This window comes from Sphingobium sp. SG1 (genome assembly GCF_057063145.1).
In genome coordinates this window covers 117919-136099 of sequence record NZ_JBVVOJ010000012.1, presented here as the reverse complement: position 1 = coordinate 136099, position 18181 = coordinate 117919, and the positions used below count along the sequence as shown (strand labels likewise).

Below are 18181 nucleotides of genomic sequence, written 5' to 3'. Positions count from 1 at the left end.
CGCTGCCACCAGCCCCGTCATCGATCAGGCCGCCTGAGCGCTCCCCCGTGGGGGTGTTTTAGCGCTTACGCCTGATCACCTTCATTTCCCAGAACACCTGATCGCCGCTCACCGTCCCGGCAAAATCCTGCGAGCCCTGATCCGCCTCCAGCCGCCCCGTGACCCGATCGCCCGCGACCTGGAAATGCGCGACCATCGGCTGCGGCCCCATCGGCGTCGCCAGCACCAGCTTCCACGCGCCGTCAATGCCCACCGGGGCGGTGGGCGCGACCGGCGGGGCGGTGGGCGCTACCGGGGCAGGGGCATCGACCTCCGGTGCCCGATGGTCGGGATGGAAGCGGCTGACCGGACGTTCGGGCCAGGGCTGCCCTTCGATCACGGTCATCAGCTTGTCCGGCGTCAGCGGCAGGTCCACCGGCACCTCGCCAAACGGCGCCAGCGCATCCGCAATCGCATTGACCAGGGTCGGCGGGCCGATGATGCAGCCGCCCTCGCCAACGCCGCGGAAGCCGCCTTCGGCCTGCGACGGCGTATCGGCATGGACATATTCGAAATCGGGCACGTCGAAGATCGTCGGCAGCGCATAATCCTTGAAGGTCGCCGCCGTCGGATTGCCCTGCGCATCGCGCGCGGCCTCCTCCAGCAGCACGCTGCCGATCGCCTGGGCCAGGCCGCCGGCAATCTGCCCCTCGACCACGGCGGGGTTTATCATCACCCCGCAATCCTCGCTGCTGACCCAGCGCTGGATCGTCACGAAACCGGTATCGGCGTCGACCTCGACGATGCAGGCATGGGCTGCGCTGGTGAAGGTCATGGGCGGCGGATCATAGCGATATTGCGCTTCCAGCCCCGTCTCCATGCCCGGCGGCAATCGCCCCGGCTCGCCATAGGCGATCTCGGCAATCTCGCGCAGCGTTCGCCGCATCTCCGGCGCGCCGGCGACATGGACCATCCCGTCCGCCAGGCTGATCGCCTCCGGACTGGCGTTGAGCAGATGGGCGGCCACCACCTTCACCTTGTCTGCCAGCAGCCGCCCGGCCCGGATCGCCGCACCGCCGCCGATCACCCCCTGACGACTGCCGCCCGCGCCGGGGCCGAAGCCGCCGCGCGAACTGTCGCCGTCAAAGATGGTGACGTCCTCGATTGGCACGCCCAACTGCTCGGCGATGCACTGTGCCATCGTCGTCTGGGTGCCATGCCCCTGCGAATGGACGCTCATCACCGCGACCACCCGTCCGGTCGGCTCGATCCGCAGCTGCGCCAGTTCGCCGGTCATCACCGCGATGCTGCCGGCCGCGCCGGTCGGTTCGATATAGGCGGCGAGGCCCAGGCCCAGATAGCGCCCCTGTGCCCGCGCCGCCGCCTGCTCCGCGCGGAAGGCGGGCACGTCCACCACCGCCAGCAGCTTTTCCAGACATTGCGCCGGCGTGATATCCTCGCGCGGGATGCCGAGCGGCGTGACCGACGGCTGGTCGGCGGCGGTGCACAGGTTGCGCCGGCGTAGCTCCACCGGATCGATGCCGATCTGGCGCGCCGCCCGGTCGAGCAAGGTTTCGCGCGCCAGCGTCTCGATCGCCCAGGGGCCACGATAGGCGGCCAGCCCCGGCGTGTTGCTGTACCAGCCGCGCGATACGAAGCTGTAGGCGGGCATATTATAGGCCGCCCACAGGAACATATGGACGGCAATATTGGCGTCCGCCCCCATCGGATAGGCGCCATTGTTGAGCGCATAATCGGCATGGCTGGCGATCAGCCGCCCGTCCGTGTCAAAGGCGGCGCGCAATGTCATTTCCTGCTCGCGCGCCTGGTTGGCGGCGGTCAGATTCTCGATCCGGTCCTCGATCCACTTGACTGGCCGGCGCAGCAGCATGGCGGCAAGGATGGCGGACACCTCCTCCATCCAGGGATGGTTCTTGAGGCCGAAGGAGCCGCCGACATCCTTGGCAATCACCCGCACGCTCAGCCCCGGCCGGTCGAGCGCCAGCGTCAGCCAGCGCGCCACCAGTTGCGGCCCGGCACAGGTGATATGGACCAGCAATTCGCTCTCGCCCTGCAGGCTCGCCACCACGCCGCGCGTCTCCATCGGCGACTGGGCAATGCGCTGATGGCGGATCGACTGGCTGACCAGATGCGGCGCGCCCGCCAGCAGCGCCTCCAGCGCGGCATCGGCTTCCTCCTCGCCCATCAGCGCGGCGACATTGTCGTCGGTGTCGGGATGGACCCGTGGGCCAAGGCGCGCATCGTCCAGCGTGACGACGGCCGCTTCCTCGGCATAATCGACCACCACCAAGCTGGCGGCATCCTCGGCCAGGTAGCGGTCGTCGGCGATCACCAGCGCGACCGGATGGCCGACATAGGCGACCCGTCCGTCCGCCAGCGGCGTCATCGCCACCTCCACCGGGCCGAGGAAGAAGCTCAGCATGGTGACGCCGAACGGCGCCAGATCCGCCTGGGTCAGCACCGCATGGACGCCGGGCTGGGCACGCGCGACATCGGTGTCGATCGACCGGATCGTGCCGCGCGCGATCGGGCTGCGGACGAAGGCGGCGTGCAGCATGCCGGGCAGGATGATATCATCGACGAAGCTGCCGCGCCCGGTCAGCAGCCGGCCATCCTCCTTGCGCGGCACGCGCTGGCCGATGAAGCGCTGGGCGGAAATCGGCGGCGCGTTCATGGCGTGCCATCCTCCGCCGCCAGTTGCCGGATCGCGCGGCGTATCCCCTGATAGCCGGTGCAGCGGCACAGATGACCGGACATGGCTTGGGTCATGGCCGCTTCATCGGGGCGGGCGCCGTCGGCGTGCAGCGCGGCCAGGGTCATGACGATGCCGGGCGTGCAGAAACCGCACTGCAGGCCGTGGCAGTCCTTGAGCGCCTGCTGCACCGGGTGGAGCGTGCCGTCGGCCGCGGCCAGCCCCTCGACCGTGGTCAGGCTGCATCCATCGGCCTGCACCGCCAGCATCAGGCAGGATCGCACCGCGCGCCCGTCGACGATGATGGTGCAGGCGCCGCACACCCCCTGCTCGCAACCGACATGCACGCCGGTATAGCCCGCTGCCTCGCGCAGCCAGTCGCTCAGCATCAGCCGCCCGTCCACCAGCCCACGATGCTGCTGGCCGTTTACCATCATCGAAATGCGATGCTCGCTCATGCCGCCAGCCTCCGGTCGAGCGCCTGCGCCAGGCTGCTGGCGAAGATGCGTCGGCCGACGCTGCGTCGATAGGCGGCGCTGGCATGGCCGTCATCAAACGGCGCGCTGTCGGCGATCGCCAGATCGGCAATGGCCTGCACATCGATCCGGTCGATCGCCTGGCCGACCAGCGCCTGCTCCGCCTGGCGCGCGCGCATCGGTGTCGGTCCCATGCCGAACCAGGCGATGCCCGCCCGCTCAATCCGTCCCTCCACGATCGCCAGCGCGCCGACCAGCCCGACCAGCGCGAAATCGCCGGGCCGCCGCGCCACTTCACGGAACAGCGGCACCGCATCCGCCGGCCAGGCGGGATAATCGATCGCCACCAGCAGTTCGTCCGGCGCGATCGCGGTTGCATAGGGGCCAAGATAGAGGGCGTCGGCGGCCATGGTCCGCGCGCCGCGCACCGATCGCAGGGTCATGGACGCCCCCAGCGCCACCGCCGTCGCCGGTATTTCCGCTGCCGGCTCACCCAGCGCGATCGACCCGCCGATCGTCCCGCGATTGCGGGTCTGGTGATGGCCGACATGGGCCAGCGCCGTGACGAAGACTGGCAAGGCCTGTGCCAGCAGGGGATGGACCAGCGCATCGGCCTGCCGCGTCGCCGCGCCGATCCGCAGGCCGCCGGCATGAGGGGCGATGCCCTGCAATTCGGGCAGATGGCCGATGTCGATCAGGATGAAGGGCTGGCTCATGCGCAGCGCCAGCAACGGCATCAGCGTCTGGCCGCCCGCCAGCAATTGTGCGCCGCCGCCGGCCTCGGCGAGCAGCGCGCAGGCATGGTCGATGCTGGTGGCGCGGACATAGTCGAACGGTGCGGGCTTCATCGCCGCCCCCTGCGCCCGGCCTCGAACCCGGCCAGCGCCGTCACCGCCAGCAACAGGCCGATCGCTACCATGCCGGTGCCCGCCACGCCGCTGCGCTCCAGCAGCACCCCGGTCGCCAGCGCCAGCAATAGCGCGATGGTCCAGCCCCAGGGCTGGCCGGCTGCCGATGATGGAGCCCGCACCGGCGGCGGCGCAGCAGCGACCGGATCACCCTCCGTCGGCACGCCACCACCGCTAACCACCGTGTTGAAGTTGCGGAAGAATTGCACCGCAAGCTGCTTCGCCGTCGCATCGATGATCGGCCCACCCAGTTGCGCCAGCCGGCCGCCGACCTCGGCCTCGACCGCATAGGACAGGCGCGTCGCCCGGCCATCGGCGGCCAGTGTCACCTTCGCGCCGCCCCTGGCATGGCCCACCGTGCCGCCCTGGCCCTCACCGCTGATGCGATAGCCATTGGGGGCGTCGATCTCCGACAGGGTGACGGTGCCCGCAAAGCGCGCGCCGATCGGCCCGATCTTCACCGCGATTTCGGCCCGCAGCCGGTCTTCGCCGTCGCGTTCCAGCGACTGGCAGCCGGGAATGCACTGGCGCAGCACCGCCGGATCATTGAGCGCCTGCCATACCGCGTCGCGCGGCGCGGCGATCCGCTCCTCGCCGGTCATCCGCATCAGAAGCGGGCCGCCGTCGGTATGTCGGTGTCGGGCTTGCGCGTGCCCAGCGCCTCGCGCGCGGTGGCGCGCAGATAGGACCAGATATTGTGGATTTGCGCCTTGCCCAGCGGGAAGCGCGGCATGCCCCGTTCGGCCAGCGCGCCTTCCTGCACCACCTGGTAGAAATTCTCCTCCGACAGCGACAGGGCGGATTCGCGCAGGTCCGGTCCCGGCGCGCCGGCCCCCTTGAACGCCATGCCGTGGCAGGCGCCGCAGATGAAGCCCATCTCCTTGCCGGCCGCCACTGCCTTTTCGTCCAGCACGATGCCGGGATCGTCGAGCGCATGGACCGCCATGTCGCGCGGGGGCGATGGCGCCAGCCGCGCCTTGCCGCCGATCGCGAAGCTCAGCAGCCGGCGGGGCTGGGCGCCATATTTCCAGCCGACATTCAATATCTCGCTGGCCGCCGCCGTGGTCCCCCCCCAGCCGACCAGCAGCGACACATATTGAGTATCGCCGATGGCATAGCTCATCGGTGCGCCGATGATTCCCAGCCCCGCATTGAAGCGCCATATTTCCTTGCCGCTCGCCGCGTCATGGGCGCGGACGTAACCGTCGGCCGTCCCTTGGAACACCAGCCCGCCCGCCGTCGCCAGCGTGCCGCCATTCCACAGATGGGGCCGCGCCATGCGCCAGCGTGCCTTCTGCGCCACCGGATCCCACGCCAGCAGCGCGCCGGTCAGGTCATCCTTGTCGCGCTTTTCCGTGATGAAGCTGGCGCTGGCCCCGGTGATGCTGGCCAGGAACCCCTTGTCCGCCTTCTCGTAGCGGGCGCCGGCCTGCATATAGGGGATATAGGCCAGACCCGTCTGCGGGCTGTAGCTCATCGCCTGCCAGTTATGGCTGCCCAATGTGCTGGGATAGATGTCGACCGGCCCCTCCTGATAATGGGCGTTTGCGGTTTCCACCGGGCGTCCCGTGGTCATGTCGATATGGCTGGCCCAGCTCACCTTGCCGACCTTCTCGGCGGAGATGAGTTTTCCGGTCTCGCGGTCCAGCACATAGAAGAAGCCGTTGGTTGGCTGCTGCATCAGCACCCGTCGGGGCTTCCCGTCGATCATCACGGTCGCGGCGATCATGTTGGCGGTCGCCTTATAATCCCAGCTTTCGCTGGGGTTCTGCTGATAATGCCAGATATATTGGCCGCTATCGGCATCCAGCGCGACGATCGAGGCGACGAACAGATTGTCGCCGCCACCTGGGCTGCGCTTTTCCGGGTCATAGGGGCCGGCATTGCCGACGCCCAGATAGATGCGATTGAGCTCCGGGTCGAAGGTCATGCCGTTCCACACCGTGCCGCCGGTGCCGGTCTTCCAATAGGAACCGTTCCAGCTCCTGGCCGCCATTTCCATCACCGGGTCGCCGGCATTCTGCTCCGGGCTGCCCGGCACCGTCCAGAAACGCCAGACCTGCGCCCCCGTCTTCTGGTCATAGGCGGTGACGAAGCCACGCTGGCCGATGTCGGCGCCGCCATTGCCGATGATGACCTTGCCGTTGAAGGTGCGCGGCGCGCCGGTCAGGCTGTGCATCGTGCCGGGCGGCAGGGTGTTGACGCTCCAGGCGACCGCGCCGGTCCTGGCATCCAGCGCGATCAGCCGGCCGTCCAGCACGCCGATGAAGATGCGGCCATTGTCGTAAGCGACACCGCGATTGACGCCCATGCCCATCGCCTGCCGGGTCGGATTGACCTTCCAGATTTCCGGATCATATTTCCAGATCAGCCTGCCGCTCGCCCCGTCGACGGCATAGACCGCGCCATAGCTGCCGCTGAAATAGAGGATGCCGTTCACCGCCAGAGGGGTCGCCTCCAGCGATACCTCGCCTTCCAGGTCGAGCGACCAGGCCAGGCCCAGCTTGCGGATATTGGCGGTGTTGATCGCGCTCAGCTGGCTATAGCCGCTCTCGTCGGCGCTGCCGCCGACACCGGGCCAGTCAGCCCCCGTGCCGGTCTGCACCGCCTGCTGCGCCACCAGCCCGGCGGCCGACGCCGCCAGCGCCAGTCCCGCCACCGTCCGCACCAGAAACAGCCCGCGCGTCCCCCGCATCCGCTCTCTCCCGTCCTGCCCGCTTGCCGCGATGCCTGTTTGACTGAACAGGTGTTTAGTTTTTGTCGATCAGCCGGTCAAGCAGGCGCAGGCCATCGCCCGCGGGCATCGCCCCGGTGCTGTCATCATCGCTGTCAATTTTGCCCTGTCGGGATCAGTCCGCGCCGGGGGCAAAGCGGGCGCGGGTCGATTGCGCGGCCTTGCGCGCTTCCTCGACCGCTGCCTCCTCGGTCGCGAACAGCAGATGGTCGATCACCGCCGCCAGATGGCCGCGCATCGCTGCCCGCGCCGCCGCCGGATCGCGCGCCCGGATCGCCTGGGCGATGACGCGATGTTCCTCGACCACCGGCGTCACCTTGGCGGCACGGGCCTTGGCGAGCAGCAGCCGCGATTCCGGCGCGCTCGCCCGCATTTCCCACAGCCGCGCGACACTGTCGACCAGCGCCGCGTTGCGCGTCGCCTGCGCGATCAGCATGTGAAACTGCTGGTCGACGGCATAGGCATCGCCATCGCGCAGATTCTCGCTGGCGATTTGTTCGACCAGCCGGTCCAGTTCGTCCAGCTCGTCCGGCCGGGCATGCAGCGCCGCAAGCGCCGCCGCCTCGCCCTCGATCGCCAGTCGCGCCTCCATCAGTTCGAAGGCGGTGATGCTGAACCGGGGCGCCTCGGCCGCCTGGCGATCGGCGCCGGGTATCCGCACCACATAGGCGCCCGATCCGACCCGCACCTCGACCAGTCCCTGCACCTCCAGCGCGATGATCGCCTCGCGCACGGTCGGCCGGCTGACATCATGCTCGATCGCCAGCTCGCGCTCGGGCGGCAGCCGGTCGCCCACGGCATAGCGGCCACCCGCCAGGTCCGCGAGCAACCGCCGGGCCAGTTGCTGATAAAGGCGGCTGCCATCGCCGACGTCCGGCAGGGTCTGGGAAGAACTGGTCATGTCAGCCCCTCTCATGCGCTACTCCGTCCCGCTTTTGAAGCCCCTCAGCCGGGTTCAGCTGGGTAAGGCGATCATCGATATCTGCCGGCCATAATCACCTTCCTGCGCATGGCAGGACCGGCGATAGCTGAAGAAGCGATCCGCCTGGCTATAGGTGTCCTCGTCCAGCAGGCTGATCCGCCCGATCCCCGCCGCCTGCAGCCGCGACGCGACATAGGCGGCAATGTCGAACTGGCAGTGGCCCGCCCGCCCGGCGCTGAAGAATCGCGCATTGTCCGCGTCGTCCCGCTCGAACCGCTCGGCAAAGTCCAGCGTCACCTCGTAGGAAGCACGCCCGATGCACGGGCCGATGGCGCAGGCAATGCCCCCGCGCGTCGCGCCCAGCATCTCCATCGCCGCGATCGTCCGGTCGGTGACGCCGCTGATCGCGCCCTTCCAGCCGGCATGGGCCGCGCCGATCACGCCGGCTTCCCGGTCGGCGAACAGCACCGGCACGCAGTCGGCGGTCAATATGCCCAGGATCAGCTCCGGCGTGCGGGTCACCATCGCATCCGCCTCGGGCCGTTCATCCTCGGCGATCGGCGCGGTCACGGTCACGACATCGGGCGAATGGACCTGCCGCACCGTCACCAGCGTGGCGCCGGGCAGCAGCGCGTCACGCGCCAGATCGCGGTTGCGCAGGATCGCCAGCCGGTCGTCCTCCGACCCCAGCCCGACATTCAAACCGGCGCACACCCCGGTCGATACGCCCCCCTGTCGTCCGGCAAAGCCATGCGGGACATCGCCCAGCGCAGGCGCCCGCAGCAACTCGATCATAAAATTTCCTTCGCGCGTTCAGTGAAGAAGCATGTCTCAGAAGCGCAACATACTTGCGCATGGCGGATTAGGCGATAGTCTCCCGTCCCACAGAAAAGGGGGGGCGGCTAACGCGTCGCCCGGGCAGAAGACTCCAATAAAGGGTTTCATTGATGATTTTCGGGCGCGTTAAGCCTCTCGACGCCATATTGGCGACGGCAGAGAAAAAATCACTGCATCGCTCACTGGGCGCATTCCAACTTACCATGCTGGGCATCGGCGCCGTCATCGGCACCGGCATTTTCGTGCTGACGGCCGAAGCCGCGCAAAAGGCGGGGCCGGGCATGATGCTCTCCTTCGTCATTGCCGGCTTCGTCTGCGCGGTCGCCGCGCTCTGCTATGCCGAAATGGCCGCCATGGTCCCGGTCTCGGGTTCGGCCTATACCTACAGCTATGCGGTGATGGGCGAACTCATCGCCTGGATGGTCGGCTGGGCGCTGATCCTCGAATATGCGGTCGCCGCCGGCGCCGTGTCGGTGGGCTGGTCCGGCTACGTCGTTGGCCTGATCGAACATACATTCCACCTCGACATACCCGACCTGCTGACGCGCGGGCCGTTCGATGGCGGCATGGTCAACCTGCCGGCGATGCTGATCGCGTCGCTCGTCACCTGGCTGCTGGTCATCGGCACCAAGGAAAGCGCCACCGTCAACGCGGTGCTGGTTGCGATCAAGGTGTCGGCGCTGACCCTGTTCATCGTCCTGTCGGTGCCGGTCATGAACATGAAGGGCTTCACCCCGTTCATGCCGCTCGGCTTCTCGGGCGTGTCGGCCGCCGCCGCCTCGATCTTCTTCGCCTATGTCGGCTTCGACGCGGTTTCGACCGCAGCGGAGGAAACCAAAAATCCGCAGCGCAACATGCCGATCGGCCTGATTGGCTCGCTCGCCATCTGCACCATCTTCTACATGCTGGTGGCCGCCGGCGTGATCGGCACCGTCGGCGCACAGCCGGTCTATGGCCCGGCCGGCGAAGTCCTCGCCCCCGGTTCGACTGCCCTGTCGCAGCAGTGCGCCGCCCTGGCCGCTGCCGGCACCGAAGCCGTCACCTGCTCGAAGGAAGCGCTGGCCTGGACCCTGCGTGAAATCGGCTGGCCCCAGATCGGCAACCTGCTCGGCCTCGCCGCCGGCCTGGCCCTGCCTTCGGTCATCCTGATGATGATGTTCGGCCAGACCCGCATCTTCTTCGTCATGAGCCGCGACGGCCTGCTGCCGGAACTCTTCTCGAAGGTGCATCCGACCTACAAGACGCCGCACGTCATCACCATCCTGACCGGCATCTTCGTGGCGCTGTTCGCCGCCTTCTTCCCGGTCGGCATTCTGGCGGACATCTCGAACTCGGGCACGCTGTTCGCCTTCGCCGCCGTGTCGATCGCGGTGATGCGCCTGCGCAAGACCGATGCGGACCGCAAGCGTCCGTTCCGCACCCCGGCCATCTACATCACCGCGCCGATCGCCATCGCCGGCTGCGCCTATCTCTTCTGGAGCCTGGGCGTCGAAACCAAGCTGATGTTCGTCGGCTGGGCGACGCTCGGCCTGATCGTCTACTTCGCCTATAGCCGCAGCCGCAGCCATGTCGGCCGGGGCGTGGTCGATGTGGCGGAGGCTGGCGCGGGCATCCCGCCCCAGCCGGTGCCGCCGCTGCCGGGCGCGCACACGCCGGGCGGCCAGGACGCCTGATCGGCCTGACGATCGATGGAAGGAAGGGGCGGGCGACCGCCCCTTTTTTCTTGGGTGCCGCTGCCGGCCCGACCCCTGCGACCTTTTGTCTTGGTGACAGGGGGCAGGGGCCGGGCTAGGCCGTCCTCATGGGGAGCCTGCGCGCCTATCTTCAGCAGCATCGGGGGCAAGCGCTGGCGCTTGTCCTGCTGGCGCTCTGCATGAAGGCCTTGCTGCCCGGCGGCTTCATGCTGGCGCAACAACAGCGCACCCTGGTCATCCAGTTCTGCCATGACGCCGCGATTGGCAGCACCGCCTCGCAGCTGATCGTCCCCTTGCAGGCCGATCCCGATCATCAGCCGGCCGATGCGGCCAAGCGCACATGCCCCTATGGCGCGCTCTCCATGGCTTCGCTCGGCGGCGCCGATCCGCTGATCCTGGCGCTGGCGATCGCCTTCGCGCTGCTGCTCGTCTTCGCGCCGGTGCGGCCGCCTGCGCTCGTGCGCAACGGCCATCTGCGCCCCCCTTTGCGCGGACCACCCGCCTGATCTGACCATGGCCGTGCCGCCGCGCGGCCTTTCTTTCAGATCAAGCGCCCCTGCCGGGAAGGCGGGCGCGCGCAAACAGGGTTTCCGATGAAGACATCTCTCGTCGCAATCGCCGCATCGCTGGCATTGCTCCCCTCCCATGTCGCCGCGCAGGACAGCCTGCCGGCCGATACCCCCACCACCGATGACGCGGCCCCACCGCTCCAGACCCGCTTCGACGGGGCGGCGCTCGATATCGGCAGCGCGCCGCTCAACGGCGCCCGGCTTAGCAGCGGCACATTGCGCCGTCGCGCCCTGTCGAGCAGCGACACCGCTGCCATCCTCGCCAGCCTGCCCGGCGTCGCGGCCAATGGCGGCGGCGGCTTTTCCTCCATGCCGGCGCTGCGTGGCCTGACCGAACAGCGGATTCGCATCACGCTTGACGGCATCCCGGTCGACATCGCCTGCCCCAACGACATGAACACGCCGCTTTCCTATACCGATCCGCAGACGGTCGGCAGCATCGCGGTGGTGCCGGGCGTCTCGCCGGTCAGCATGGGCGGTGACAATATCGCCGGCATCATCGCCGTCGAAAGCGCGATGCCGCGCTTCGCCGTCGATGGCGGCACCCTGGTCACGGGGGAGGCCTCCAGCTTCTATCGCAGCAATGGCGACGCCTTTGGCGGCGGCGTCACGCTGACGGTCGCGGGCAAGCGGATCAGCGCCACCTATAGCGGCTCCTACACCCAGTCGGATAACTATGACGGTGGCGGCGACCGGGGCGTGGTGCGCTCGACCGAATATGCCAAGACCGACCATCAGCTGGCGCTCGCCGCCCAGACCCGCCTCGGCCTGTTCGAACTGAAGGGCGGCTATCATTTCTCGCCCTATGAGGGCTTCCCGAACCAATATATGGACATGACCTCGAACAAGTCCTGGTTCCTCAACGGCCGCTATCGCGGCACCTTCGCCTGGGGCGATGTCGATGCCAGCGTCGGCTATCGCGACACCGCCCATCGGATGGACTTCCTCGCCGACAAGCAGCCCGGCGCCATGCCGATGAACACGCAGATTCACAGCTTCACCTCGGCGGTGAAACTGAGCCTTCCGGTCGGCCCGCACGACACGCTGCGCGTGGGGGGAGACTATCAGCATCAGGGCATGGACGACTGGTGGCCGCCGGTCGCCGGATCGATGATGATGGGCCCCAATCCCTATATCAACATCAACAATGGCCGGCGCGACCGGCTGGGCCTGTTCGGCGAATGGGAATCGCACTGGACTGACCGGCTTTCCACCTCGATCGGCGCGCGCTTCGATCGGGTGCGGATGAATACGGGCGACGTCCAGCCCTATGGCACCGGCATGATGAACATGGCCGACGCCATGGCGGCCGAAGCCTTCAATGCGCGCAGCCATCGCCGCACCGACAACAACTGGAGCGCGACCGCGCTGGCCAGCTGGCAGGCATCCGACTTGCTCGCCTTTGAACTGGGCTATGCGCACAAGAGCCGCGCGCCCAATCTCTACGAACGCTATGCCTGGGGCCGGGGCGCGATGGCCAGCCAGATGATCGGCTGGTATGGCGACGGCAATGGCTATGTCGGCAATCTCGACCTCAAGTCGGAACAGGCCGACACCGTCAGCGCGGCGCTGCGCCTGACCGCGAAGGGCGGGGCGACGCTGAAGATCTCGCCCTATTATACCCGCGTGAACGACTATATCGACGCGGTCCATCTGCAGGATCTGACCGACATGATGGGCATGCCCAGCGGCTTCGTGCAGCTGCAATTCGCCAATCAGGATGCCGAATTTTACGGCGTCGATGTCAGCGCCAGCGTGCCGCTCCAGCGCAGCGCCCATGTTGAAACCAGCTTCACCGCCAGCGCTGCTTACGTCCATGGCCGCAATCTGTCGGATGGCGGCCCGCTCTATCGCCAGATGCCGCTGGACCTGAAGATGGGCCTCGCCCATCGCATCGACGCGCTGGAACTGGGCGCCGATGTCGAATTTGTCGCCGACAAGAACCGCGTCGACGCCACCCGCAACGAACCGCGCACGCGCGGCTATGCGCTGGTCGACTTTCGCGCCGGCTATACGCTGCCGCTCTGGGCCAAGCGGCTGAAGCTGACGGTCGAGGCGAAGAATCTTTTCGACGCCGGCTATGACCTGCCGCTCGGCGGCATGTCGCTGGGCGATTATGGCGCGACCGGCGTGCTGCGTCCGGTGCCGGGCATGGGCCGCTCGATCAATCTGGGCCTCAGCACGCGCTTCTGACGAACCGGCCCACACCCCCACCCGACCTCCCAATCAGGATATACTCTGTGGGCGGTCGGGTGGGGGCGTGGGCCGGCGCGGACTTTCCAACCAGAAAGTCAGTGCATTGCCTCATAATCTTCGCGCAGGGCATTGAGGTGCGGCCGGGTGAACAGCTTGCCGCGCTCCGCCCAGAAGACGATCAGCAGCGATCCCGATCCGAACACCAGCAGCCCCAGCGTGAAGGGCAGGGTGGTCCCGTCGAAGGCGCGGCCGACCAAGCTGCCCAGCGCGCTAGACACCGCGGTCGTCAGGAACGCCTGGAAGGAGGAGGCGACGCCCGCTCCCTTGGAGAAGGGCTCCATCGAGATCGCGCTGAAATTGGACGCGGTGAACGCCACCGTCATCATCGTCATCGCCTGCAGGACCATGAAGGTGACGATCGTTTCCTGCCCGGCCAGGATCACCGCCAGATGCACCGCCGCGATCAGGATGAAGGCGATCAGCGCGCTCTGGCTCAGCCGCCGCGCACCGAAGCGCGAGACCAGCCGGCTGTTGACCAGGCTGCCGATGCCCATGCTGCCGGCGATCGTCGCAAAGGCGAGGGGGAAGATCTTCTGCGCATGGAAAACGTCGAAGAAGATCTGCTGCACCGACAGGATGAAGCCGATCAGGCCGCTCATCACCACGCCGCTCGCCAGCATGTAACCGATCGAGCTGCGCGTGCGGAAGATCGTGCCGACCGTCTGGAGGATGGTGCGCGGGTTGATGCGGATGCGATTGTCGGGATGCAGCGTCTCGGGCAGGCGTATCGCCATCCAGCCCAGGATCGCGGTCGCCAGGATCGCCAGCACCCAGAAGATCCAGCGCCACGGCGCGATCCACAATATCGCCTGGCCGAAACTGGGCGCCATCACCGGGATCAGCATGAACACCGCGAAGATCAGCGACATGACCCGTGCCATCGCGTCGCCCTTGAACCGGTCGCGGATGATGCCGACGGTGATGACGCGGCTTGCCCCGGCAAAGAAGCCGGCGCTGGTGCGCGCGATCAGCAACATGGTGAAGCTGTGCGCCCCGGCACAGGCGATCGAGGACAGGATGAACAATATCATCGCCCCGCCCAGCACCTTCTTGCGCCCGAACTGGTCGGACAGCACGCCGAACAGCAGCGATCCCACGCCCAGCCCCATGAAATAGAAGCTGATGATCAACTGCCGGTCATTGGGGTTGGCGATATGCAGGTCGCGGCCGATATCGGGCAGGGCCGGCAGCATCGGATCGATTGACAGCGCGTTCATCGCCATCAGGCACGCACACAGCAGCACGAACTCGCGGAAATGAATATCCTTTGCGGCAGGCTGCGCGCCCATGGGGGAATTTTCGGCCATCACTGGCCTATGCGGACAATCGCCCGGCGGCGCCAGCCCCAACGCGCTTATTTCCGCCCCTCATCGCCCACCTGTCATCGCCCACCGGGCATTAACCCTGCCGCATCCAGCAGCTTCGGGCAAACTGCGCAAATATGCCGATTTTGTCGTTAACCATTTTTTACGGCCTGCCGGGCATTCTGCCCCCACTCGCAAACCAAAGGTTGGAACATTGGGTTAGGGATACAGGGGAAGATCATGGCAAATAGTCTCAAAAGTGCGCAGTTCTTGATGGATAGTCGTATGGCCGGTGCGGCCCACGGCTCGGCAGAGGCCTGTTTCGAACTGGGCGTCGCCTATAGCTGCGGCACCGGGGGCATGCCGATCGACCTGGTCGAGGCGCATAAGTGGTTCAACCTTGCGGCTCGTGGCGGCAGCGAAGCCGGCCAGAGCATGCGCGCAGAGATCGCCGAGGAAATGACCGCGCGCGAGATTGCCGAAGCTCAGCGCCAGGCCCGCGCCTGGATCGTCGCGACCGAAGTCCGCGCCGCCTGATCAGCCTTCCTTGCGGAAGGGCGTTCTTTCATTGAGCCACAGACGGTCGCGCTGCACTTCCTCCCGCTCGGCGTCGAGGAATCCCGCCACCGCCCGGCGAAAGCTCGCATTGGGAATATGATGCGCCGAATAGGTGGGCTGCGGCGCATAGCCGCGCGCCAGCTTGTGGCCGCCCTGCGCGCCCGCCTCGACCCGGTCGAGCCCGCGCGCGATCGCCGCATCGATCGCCTGATAATAGCATAGCTCGAAATGCAGGTTGGGCACGTCCTCGCGGCATCCCCAATAGCGGCCATAGAGCGTGTCTTCGCCGATCAGGTTCAGTGCGCCTGCAATCGCCTGGCCCTCGCGCAGCGCCAGCATCAGCAATATCCTGTCCGCCATCGTCTCGCCCAGGATCGAGAAGAAGGACCGGGTCAGATAGGGCCTGCCCCATTTGCGCGCGCCGGTATCCTGATAGAAATCCCAGAATATGTCCCAATGCGCTTCGGTCAGGTCGCGTCCGGTCAAGTGGACGACCTCCAGCCCTTCGACCGCGCGCCGCCTTTCCTTGCGGATATTCTTGCGCTTCTCGCTCGACAACTCGGTCAGGAAATCCTCGAACCCGGCATAGCCCCTGTTGTGCCAGTGAAACTGGCTGTCCTCGCGAATCAGCCAGCCCGCCGCCTCGAACAGCGCGATCTGGTCGGGATCGACGAAGGTCGCATGCGCCGATGACAGGTCGTTGCGCTCGACCAAAGTCTCGATTCCCGCGATCAGCGCCGGCCCCAGCGTCGAATCGCGCAGCAGCAATCGGGGGCCGGGCACGGGGGAGAAGGGGGCGGCGATCTGTATTTTCGGATAATATTGGCCGCCCGCCCGCTCCCAGGCATCGGCCCAGCCATGGTCGAACACATATTCGCCCTGGCTGTGGGTCTTGGCATAGAGCGGCGCGGCGGCCGCGATCGTCCCGTCCGGCCCGTCGATGACGATCGGCAGCGGCTGCCATCCGGTGCCCGGCCCGACGCTTCCGGACTGTTCCAGCGCGGTCAGGAAATCCCAGCTGACGAACGGATTGGCGCTGCCGGCACAGGCATCCCACTGCGCCCTGGGCAGGTCGGCGACGCCACCGGCGATGCGCGCGACAAATTCGCTCATGCTGGTCCCTCGAAGATGATCTGGTCGACATGGGCCGCAGCGATCGCCCGCTGCGCCGCGCTGCGTACCGTCCAGCTCAACACCGGCAATCCCCGGCGACGGGCGGCAGCGGCGAAGCGGAAGGGCAAGTCACGGATATCACAGGCCAGAAAATCGGGATTGGCCAGCCAAAGTGCAAGGGTGCGGTCGAAAAGCGCGCGCAGCCGCCCCTTGTTCTGGCTGCTGCTCACCAGTCCGCGCACCATGTCCGGCCGATGTTGCGCAAACCAGCGCATCGCCAGCGGGTTGAACGACATCACCGCCACCGGCTGATCGCGGCCGTCGAGCGTCCTTGCCACCGCGGCGCAGATTGGCGCGACATCGCGCCCCTCGACCTTTATCTCGATCAGCAGCGGCGTCGTGATACAGGCGTCCAGCAGTGCGGCGAGGCGCGGGATTGCGCCGCCATCGGGCAGGCGCAGCGCGTCCAGTTCTGCCGCATCGCGATCCGCCACGGCGCCCGCTTGCCCGGTCATCCGCATCAGGCTGGCGTCATGAAAGACGATGGGCCGGCCGTCGCGGCTCAGCTGGACATCGCATTCGATGCCCAGCCCCCTGGCGATGGCGGCATCGAACGCCGCCATGCCATTTTCGCTGATGCCCGCCCGATGCAGCCCGCGATGGGCGAAGGGGCGGGTGGTCAGCCAGTCCGGCCGCTTATGCAGCGGGGCGAACCTGCACGATCGCGTCGATCTCGACGGCCGCGCCCAGCGGCAGCACCGGCACGCCGACGGCGCTGCGGGCATGCTTGCCGGCTTCGCCGAACACCGCGACCATCAGTTCCGACGCGCCATTGGCGACCTTGGGCTGGTCGGTGAAACCGGGGGCGCTGGCGATGAAGGCGCCCAGCTTGACGATCCGCTCGACCCGGTCGAGGTCGCCGCCCAGCGCCGCCTTCATCTGGGCGATGAGGTTCAGGCCACAGGCACGCGCCGCCTCGACGCCATAATCAAGGTCGCGGTCCTCGCCCAGGCGGCCGGTCATCAGCTGCCCGTCCTTCAGCGCGATCTGGCCGGAAATATGCAGCAGGCCGTTGACCTCGACCGCCGGCACATAGGCGGCGACCGGCGCGGCGGCGGCGGGCAGGGTGATGCCGAGTTCGGCAAGGCGGGCGTCGATGCTCATGCAATGGCTCCATTCAGGGGCGTTGAAATAGCGGGTGCCGGCCCTTCGGCCAGACGGGCAATGATCCATTTTTCGGCGCTGGCCCAATCGTCGATCCGGGCATGGGCCTTGTCCGCGACCGGGATGTCGCCGGCGATCTCGGGCTCGCCGACCATGTGCAGCCGCCACACATCGGGCGCATGACGCGCGACCGACGCATGATGCTCGCCCAGATCGTCGATGAACAGGGCGCAGCTCGGCTGGCGCTCGGCCAGGATATTGGCCAGCTTGCGCCCCTTGCCGCCATGGTTCCAATGGACCGGCAGGTGCAGGCCATGGCTCGCGAGCTGTTCGATGCGCAGCTGGTGGTGGCGCTCGCCGATATTGGTCAGGACCTCGATGTCGGCGATCTGTGCCAGCCGGTGCAGCGCCTCGACCGCGCCGCTGATCGGGGTCTGGCGCGCCATTTCGGTATCGAAAAAGGCGATCAGCAATTCCCACACCAGTTCGCGTTCCAGCGGAATGCCGCTATCCTTGTGGCGCAGCGCCTCGGCAAAACCCTGTTCGCGCATGTCGAAATGCACGTCATGTGTCTCGTCCAGCCAGTGGCGGAACGGCACGACCATGTGCAGCAATACCTCGTCGCAGTCGGTGATGATCAGCGGACGGCTCATCGGCTCAGATTCTCCTTCGCGGCGATCAGGGCCGCCGGGCTGCTGTCGATCGCCTCGGCACAGGCAACCAGATCGGGTTCATGGTCGGCCAGAAAGGCCAGCACCGCGCCCAAAATCGCGCGATTGCCGACCCCGGCGCGCAGTGCATCGGCATCCAGTCCGGTCAGCGCCAGCAGCCGATCGGCCCGGCGACCATCGCTCAGCGTCCATCCCATTGCCATTAATGCCAAAATTTCGGCATCGGCGGCGCTATCCGGCTTGCCATTCTGGGTCTCGGGTCGCATGATTGGCTCTCGCGGAA

General features: G+C 67.2%; 17 protein-coding genes. 4 read left to right on the top strand and 13 right to left on the bottom strand.

Going from position 1 to position 18181, the window contains the following annotated elements:
- Positions 1-58: 58 nt before the first annotated feature.
- The 7 genes from AC0KVN_RS21215 to pgeF all read right to left on the bottom strand — a co-directional run bounded on the left by AC0KVN_RS21215 (position 59) and on the right by pgeF (position 8527).
- The gene (locus tag AC0KVN_RS21215) at positions 59-2674 is read right to left on the bottom strand and encodes a xanthine dehydrogenase family protein molybdopterin-binding subunit (RefSeq protein WP_483656374.1); all 2616 of its coding nucleotides are present in this window, start codon (positions 2672-2674) and stop codon (positions 59-61) included.
- Entirely contained in the window at positions 2671-3150 is a 480-nt protein-coding gene (locus AC0KVN_RS21210) for a (2Fe-2S)-binding protein (RefSeq protein ID WP_483656373.1), read from the bottom strand. Before AC0KVN_RS21210 ends, AC0KVN_RS21215 begins: the two co-directional genes overlap by 4 nt.
- The gene (locus tag AC0KVN_RS21205; protein ID WP_435567762.1) at positions 3147-4016 is read right to left on the bottom strand and encodes an FAD binding domain-containing protein; all 870 of its coding nucleotides are present in this window, start codon (positions 4014-4016) and stop codon (positions 3147-3149) included. Before AC0KVN_RS21205 ends, AC0KVN_RS21210 begins: the two co-directional genes overlap by 4 nt.
- Positions 4013-4684, bottom strand: a complete 672-nt coding sequence (locus AC0KVN_RS21200; RefSeq protein WP_435567763.1) for an SRPBCC family protein — start codon at positions 4682-4684, stop codon at positions 4013-4015. Before AC0KVN_RS21200 ends, AC0KVN_RS21205 begins: the two co-directional genes overlap by 4 nt.
- Complete coding sequence (locus AC0KVN_RS21195; RefSeq protein WP_435567764.1) at positions 4684-6771, bottom strand: PQQ-dependent dehydrogenase, methanol/ethanol family; 2088 nt, start codon at positions 6769-6771, stop codon at positions 4684-4686. Before AC0KVN_RS21195 ends, AC0KVN_RS21200 begins: the two co-directional genes overlap by 1 nt.
- A 154-nt stretch (positions 6772-6925) precedes the next feature.
- Positions 6926-7711 (bottom strand): FadR/GntR family transcriptional regulator, encoded by a 786-nt coding sequence (locus AC0KVN_RS21190; RefSeq protein ID WP_048938538.1) that lies wholly within the window; start codon positions 7709-7711, stop codon positions 6926-6928.
- Positions 7712-7765: 54 nt separating this feature from the next.
- Positions 7766-8527 carry a peptidoglycan editing factor PgeF gene (gene pgeF / locus AC0KVN_RS21185; RefSeq protein ID WP_435567765.1) on the bottom strand — a complete coding sequence of 254 codons (762 nt, stop codon included), beginning with the start codon at positions 8525-8527 and terminating at the stop codon, positions 7766-7768.
- A gap of 152 nt (positions 8528-8679) precedes the next feature.
- On the opposite strand from pgeF, the gene AC0KVN_RS21180 reads away from it, so the two are divergent.
- The 3 genes from AC0KVN_RS21180 to AC0KVN_RS21170 all read left to right on the top strand — a co-directional run bounded on the left by AC0KVN_RS21180 (position 8680) and on the right by AC0KVN_RS21170 (position 13025).
- Positions 8680-10242 carry an amino acid permease gene (locus AC0KVN_RS21180; protein WP_010338621.1) on the top strand — a complete coding sequence of 521 codons (1563 nt, stop codon included), beginning with the start codon at positions 8680-8682 and terminating at the stop codon, positions 10240-10242.
- Between the two features lie 128 nt (positions 10243-10370).
- Complete coding sequence (locus tag AC0KVN_RS21175; RefSeq protein ID WP_037509935.1) at positions 10371-10769, top strand: DUF2946 family protein; 399 nt, start codon at positions 10371-10373, stop codon at positions 10767-10769.
- 87 nt (positions 10770-10856) lie between these two features.
- A complete protein-coding gene (locus AC0KVN_RS21170) occupies positions 10857-13025 on the top strand; it encodes a TonB-dependent receptor (RefSeq protein WP_435567766.1) in 2169 nt (722 codons plus the stop codon).
- 98 nt (positions 13026-13123) lie between these two features.
- Here AC0KVN_RS21170 and AC0KVN_RS21165 read toward each other — a convergent pair whose 3' ends face one another.
- On the bottom strand, positions 13124-14395 hold the full coding sequence (locus AC0KVN_RS21165) for a multidrug effflux MFS transporter (RefSeq protein WP_029547873.1): 1272 nt from the start codon (positions 14393-14395) through the stop codon (positions 13124-13126).
- Between the two features lie 237 nt (positions 14396-14632).
- Between AC0KVN_RS21165 and AC0KVN_RS21160 the strand changes: the two genes are divergently transcribed.
- On the top strand, positions 14633-14929 hold the full coding sequence (locus AC0KVN_RS21160; protein ID WP_029547874.1) for an SEL1-like repeat protein: 297 nt from the start codon (positions 14633-14635) through the stop codon (positions 14927-14929).
- Here AC0KVN_RS21160 and AC0KVN_RS21155 read toward each other — a convergent pair whose 3' ends face one another.
- Genes AC0KVN_RS21155 through AC0KVN_RS21135 form a run of 5 tightly spaced genes read right to left on the bottom strand, consistent with a single transcriptional unit; the run spans position 14930 to position 18164 of the window.
- Positions 14930-16063, bottom strand: coding sequence for a GNAT family N-acetyltransferase (locus AC0KVN_RS21155; RefSeq protein ID WP_435567767.1), 1134 nt, complete (start codon positions 16061-16063; stop codon positions 14930-14932). It lies immediately after the preceding gene.
- On the bottom strand, positions 16060-16716 hold the full coding sequence (locus AC0KVN_RS21150; protein ID WP_435567831.1) for a glycerophosphodiester phosphodiesterase family protein: 657 nt from the start codon (positions 16714-16716) through the stop codon (positions 16060-16062). Before AC0KVN_RS21150 ends, AC0KVN_RS21155 begins: the two co-directional genes overlap by 4 nt.
- A gap of 43 nt (positions 16717-16759) precedes the next feature.
- On the bottom strand, positions 16760-17227 hold the full coding sequence (locus tag AC0KVN_RS21145) for a RidA family protein (RefSeq protein ID WP_007715324.1): 468 nt from the start codon (positions 17225-17227) through the stop codon (positions 16760-16762).
- The gene (locus tag AC0KVN_RS21140; RefSeq protein ID WP_313393640.1) at positions 17224-17880 is read right to left on the bottom strand and encodes an HAD family hydrolase; all 657 of its coding nucleotides are present in this window, start codon (positions 17878-17880) and stop codon (positions 17224-17226) included. The genes AC0KVN_RS21145 and AC0KVN_RS21140 overlap by 4 nt, the downstream gene beginning before the upstream one ends.
- Positions 17877-18164, bottom strand: coding sequence for a DUF3572 domain-containing protein (locus AC0KVN_RS21135; protein WP_037509952.1), 288 nt, complete (start codon positions 18162-18164; stop codon positions 17877-17879). The genes AC0KVN_RS21140 and AC0KVN_RS21135 overlap by 4 nt, the downstream gene beginning before the upstream one ends.
- Positions 18165-18181: the final 17 nt, after the last annotated feature.

Coding starts and splice junctions, on each gene's coding strand:
- AC0KVN_RS21215 (WP_483656374.1), bottom strand. CDS start 2,674: ATGAACGCGCCGCCGATTTCCGCCCAGCGCTTCATCGGCCAGCGCGTG.
- AC0KVN_RS21210 (WP_483656373.1), bottom strand. CDS start 3,150: ATGAGCGAGCATCGCATTTCGATGATGGTAAACGGCCAGCAGCATCGT.
- AC0KVN_RS21205 (WP_435567762.1), bottom strand. CDS start 4,016: ATGAAGCCCGCACCGTTCGACTATGTCCGCGCCACCAGCATCGACCAT.
- AC0KVN_RS21200 (WP_435567763.1), bottom strand. CDS start 4,684: ATGCGGATGACCGGCGAGGAGCGGATCGCCGCGCCGCGCGACGCGGTA.
- AC0KVN_RS21195 (WP_435567764.1), bottom strand. CDS start 6,771: ATGCGGGGGACGCGCGGGCTGTTTCTGGTGCGGACGGTGGCGGGACTG.
- AC0KVN_RS21190 (WP_048938538.1), bottom strand. CDS start 7,711: ATGACCAGTTCTTCCCAGACCCTGCCGGACGTCGGCGATGGCAGCCGC.
- pgeF (WP_435567765.1), bottom strand. CDS start 8,527: ATGATCGAGTTGCTGCGGGCGCCTGCGCTGGGCGATGTCCCGCATGGC.
- AC0KVN_RS21180 (WP_010338621.1), top strand. CDS start 8,680: ATGATTTTCGGGCGCGTTAAGCCTCTCGACGCCATATTGGCGACGGCA.
- AC0KVN_RS21175 (WP_037509935.1), top strand. CDS start 10,371: ATGGGGAGCCTGCGCGCCTATCTTCAGCAGCATCGGGGGCAAGCGCTG.
- AC0KVN_RS21170 (WP_435567766.1), top strand. CDS start 10,857: ATGAAGACATCTCTCGTCGCAATCGCCGCATCGCTGGCATTGCTCCCC.
- AC0KVN_RS21165 (WP_029547873.1), bottom strand. CDS start 14,395: ATGGCCGAAAATTCCCCCATGGGCGCGCAGCCTGCCGCAAAGGATATT.
- AC0KVN_RS21160 (WP_029547874.1), top strand. CDS start 14,633: ATGGCAAATAGTCTCAAAAGTGCGCAGTTCTTGATGGATAGTCGTATG.
- AC0KVN_RS21155 (WP_435567767.1), bottom strand. CDS start 16,063: ATGAGCGAATTTGTCGCGCGCATCGCCGGTGGCGTCGCCGACCTGCCC.
- AC0KVN_RS21145 (WP_007715324.1), bottom strand. CDS start 17,227: ATGAGCATCGACGCCCGCCTTGCCGAACTCGGCATCACCCTGCCCGCC.
- AC0KVN_RS21140 (WP_313393640.1), bottom strand. CDS start 17,880: ATGAGCCGTCCGCTGATCATCACCGACTGCGACGAGGTATTGCTGCAC.
- AC0KVN_RS21135 (WP_037509952.1), bottom strand. CDS start 18,164: ATGCGACCCGAGACCCAGAATGGCAAGCCGGATAGCGCCGCCGATGCC.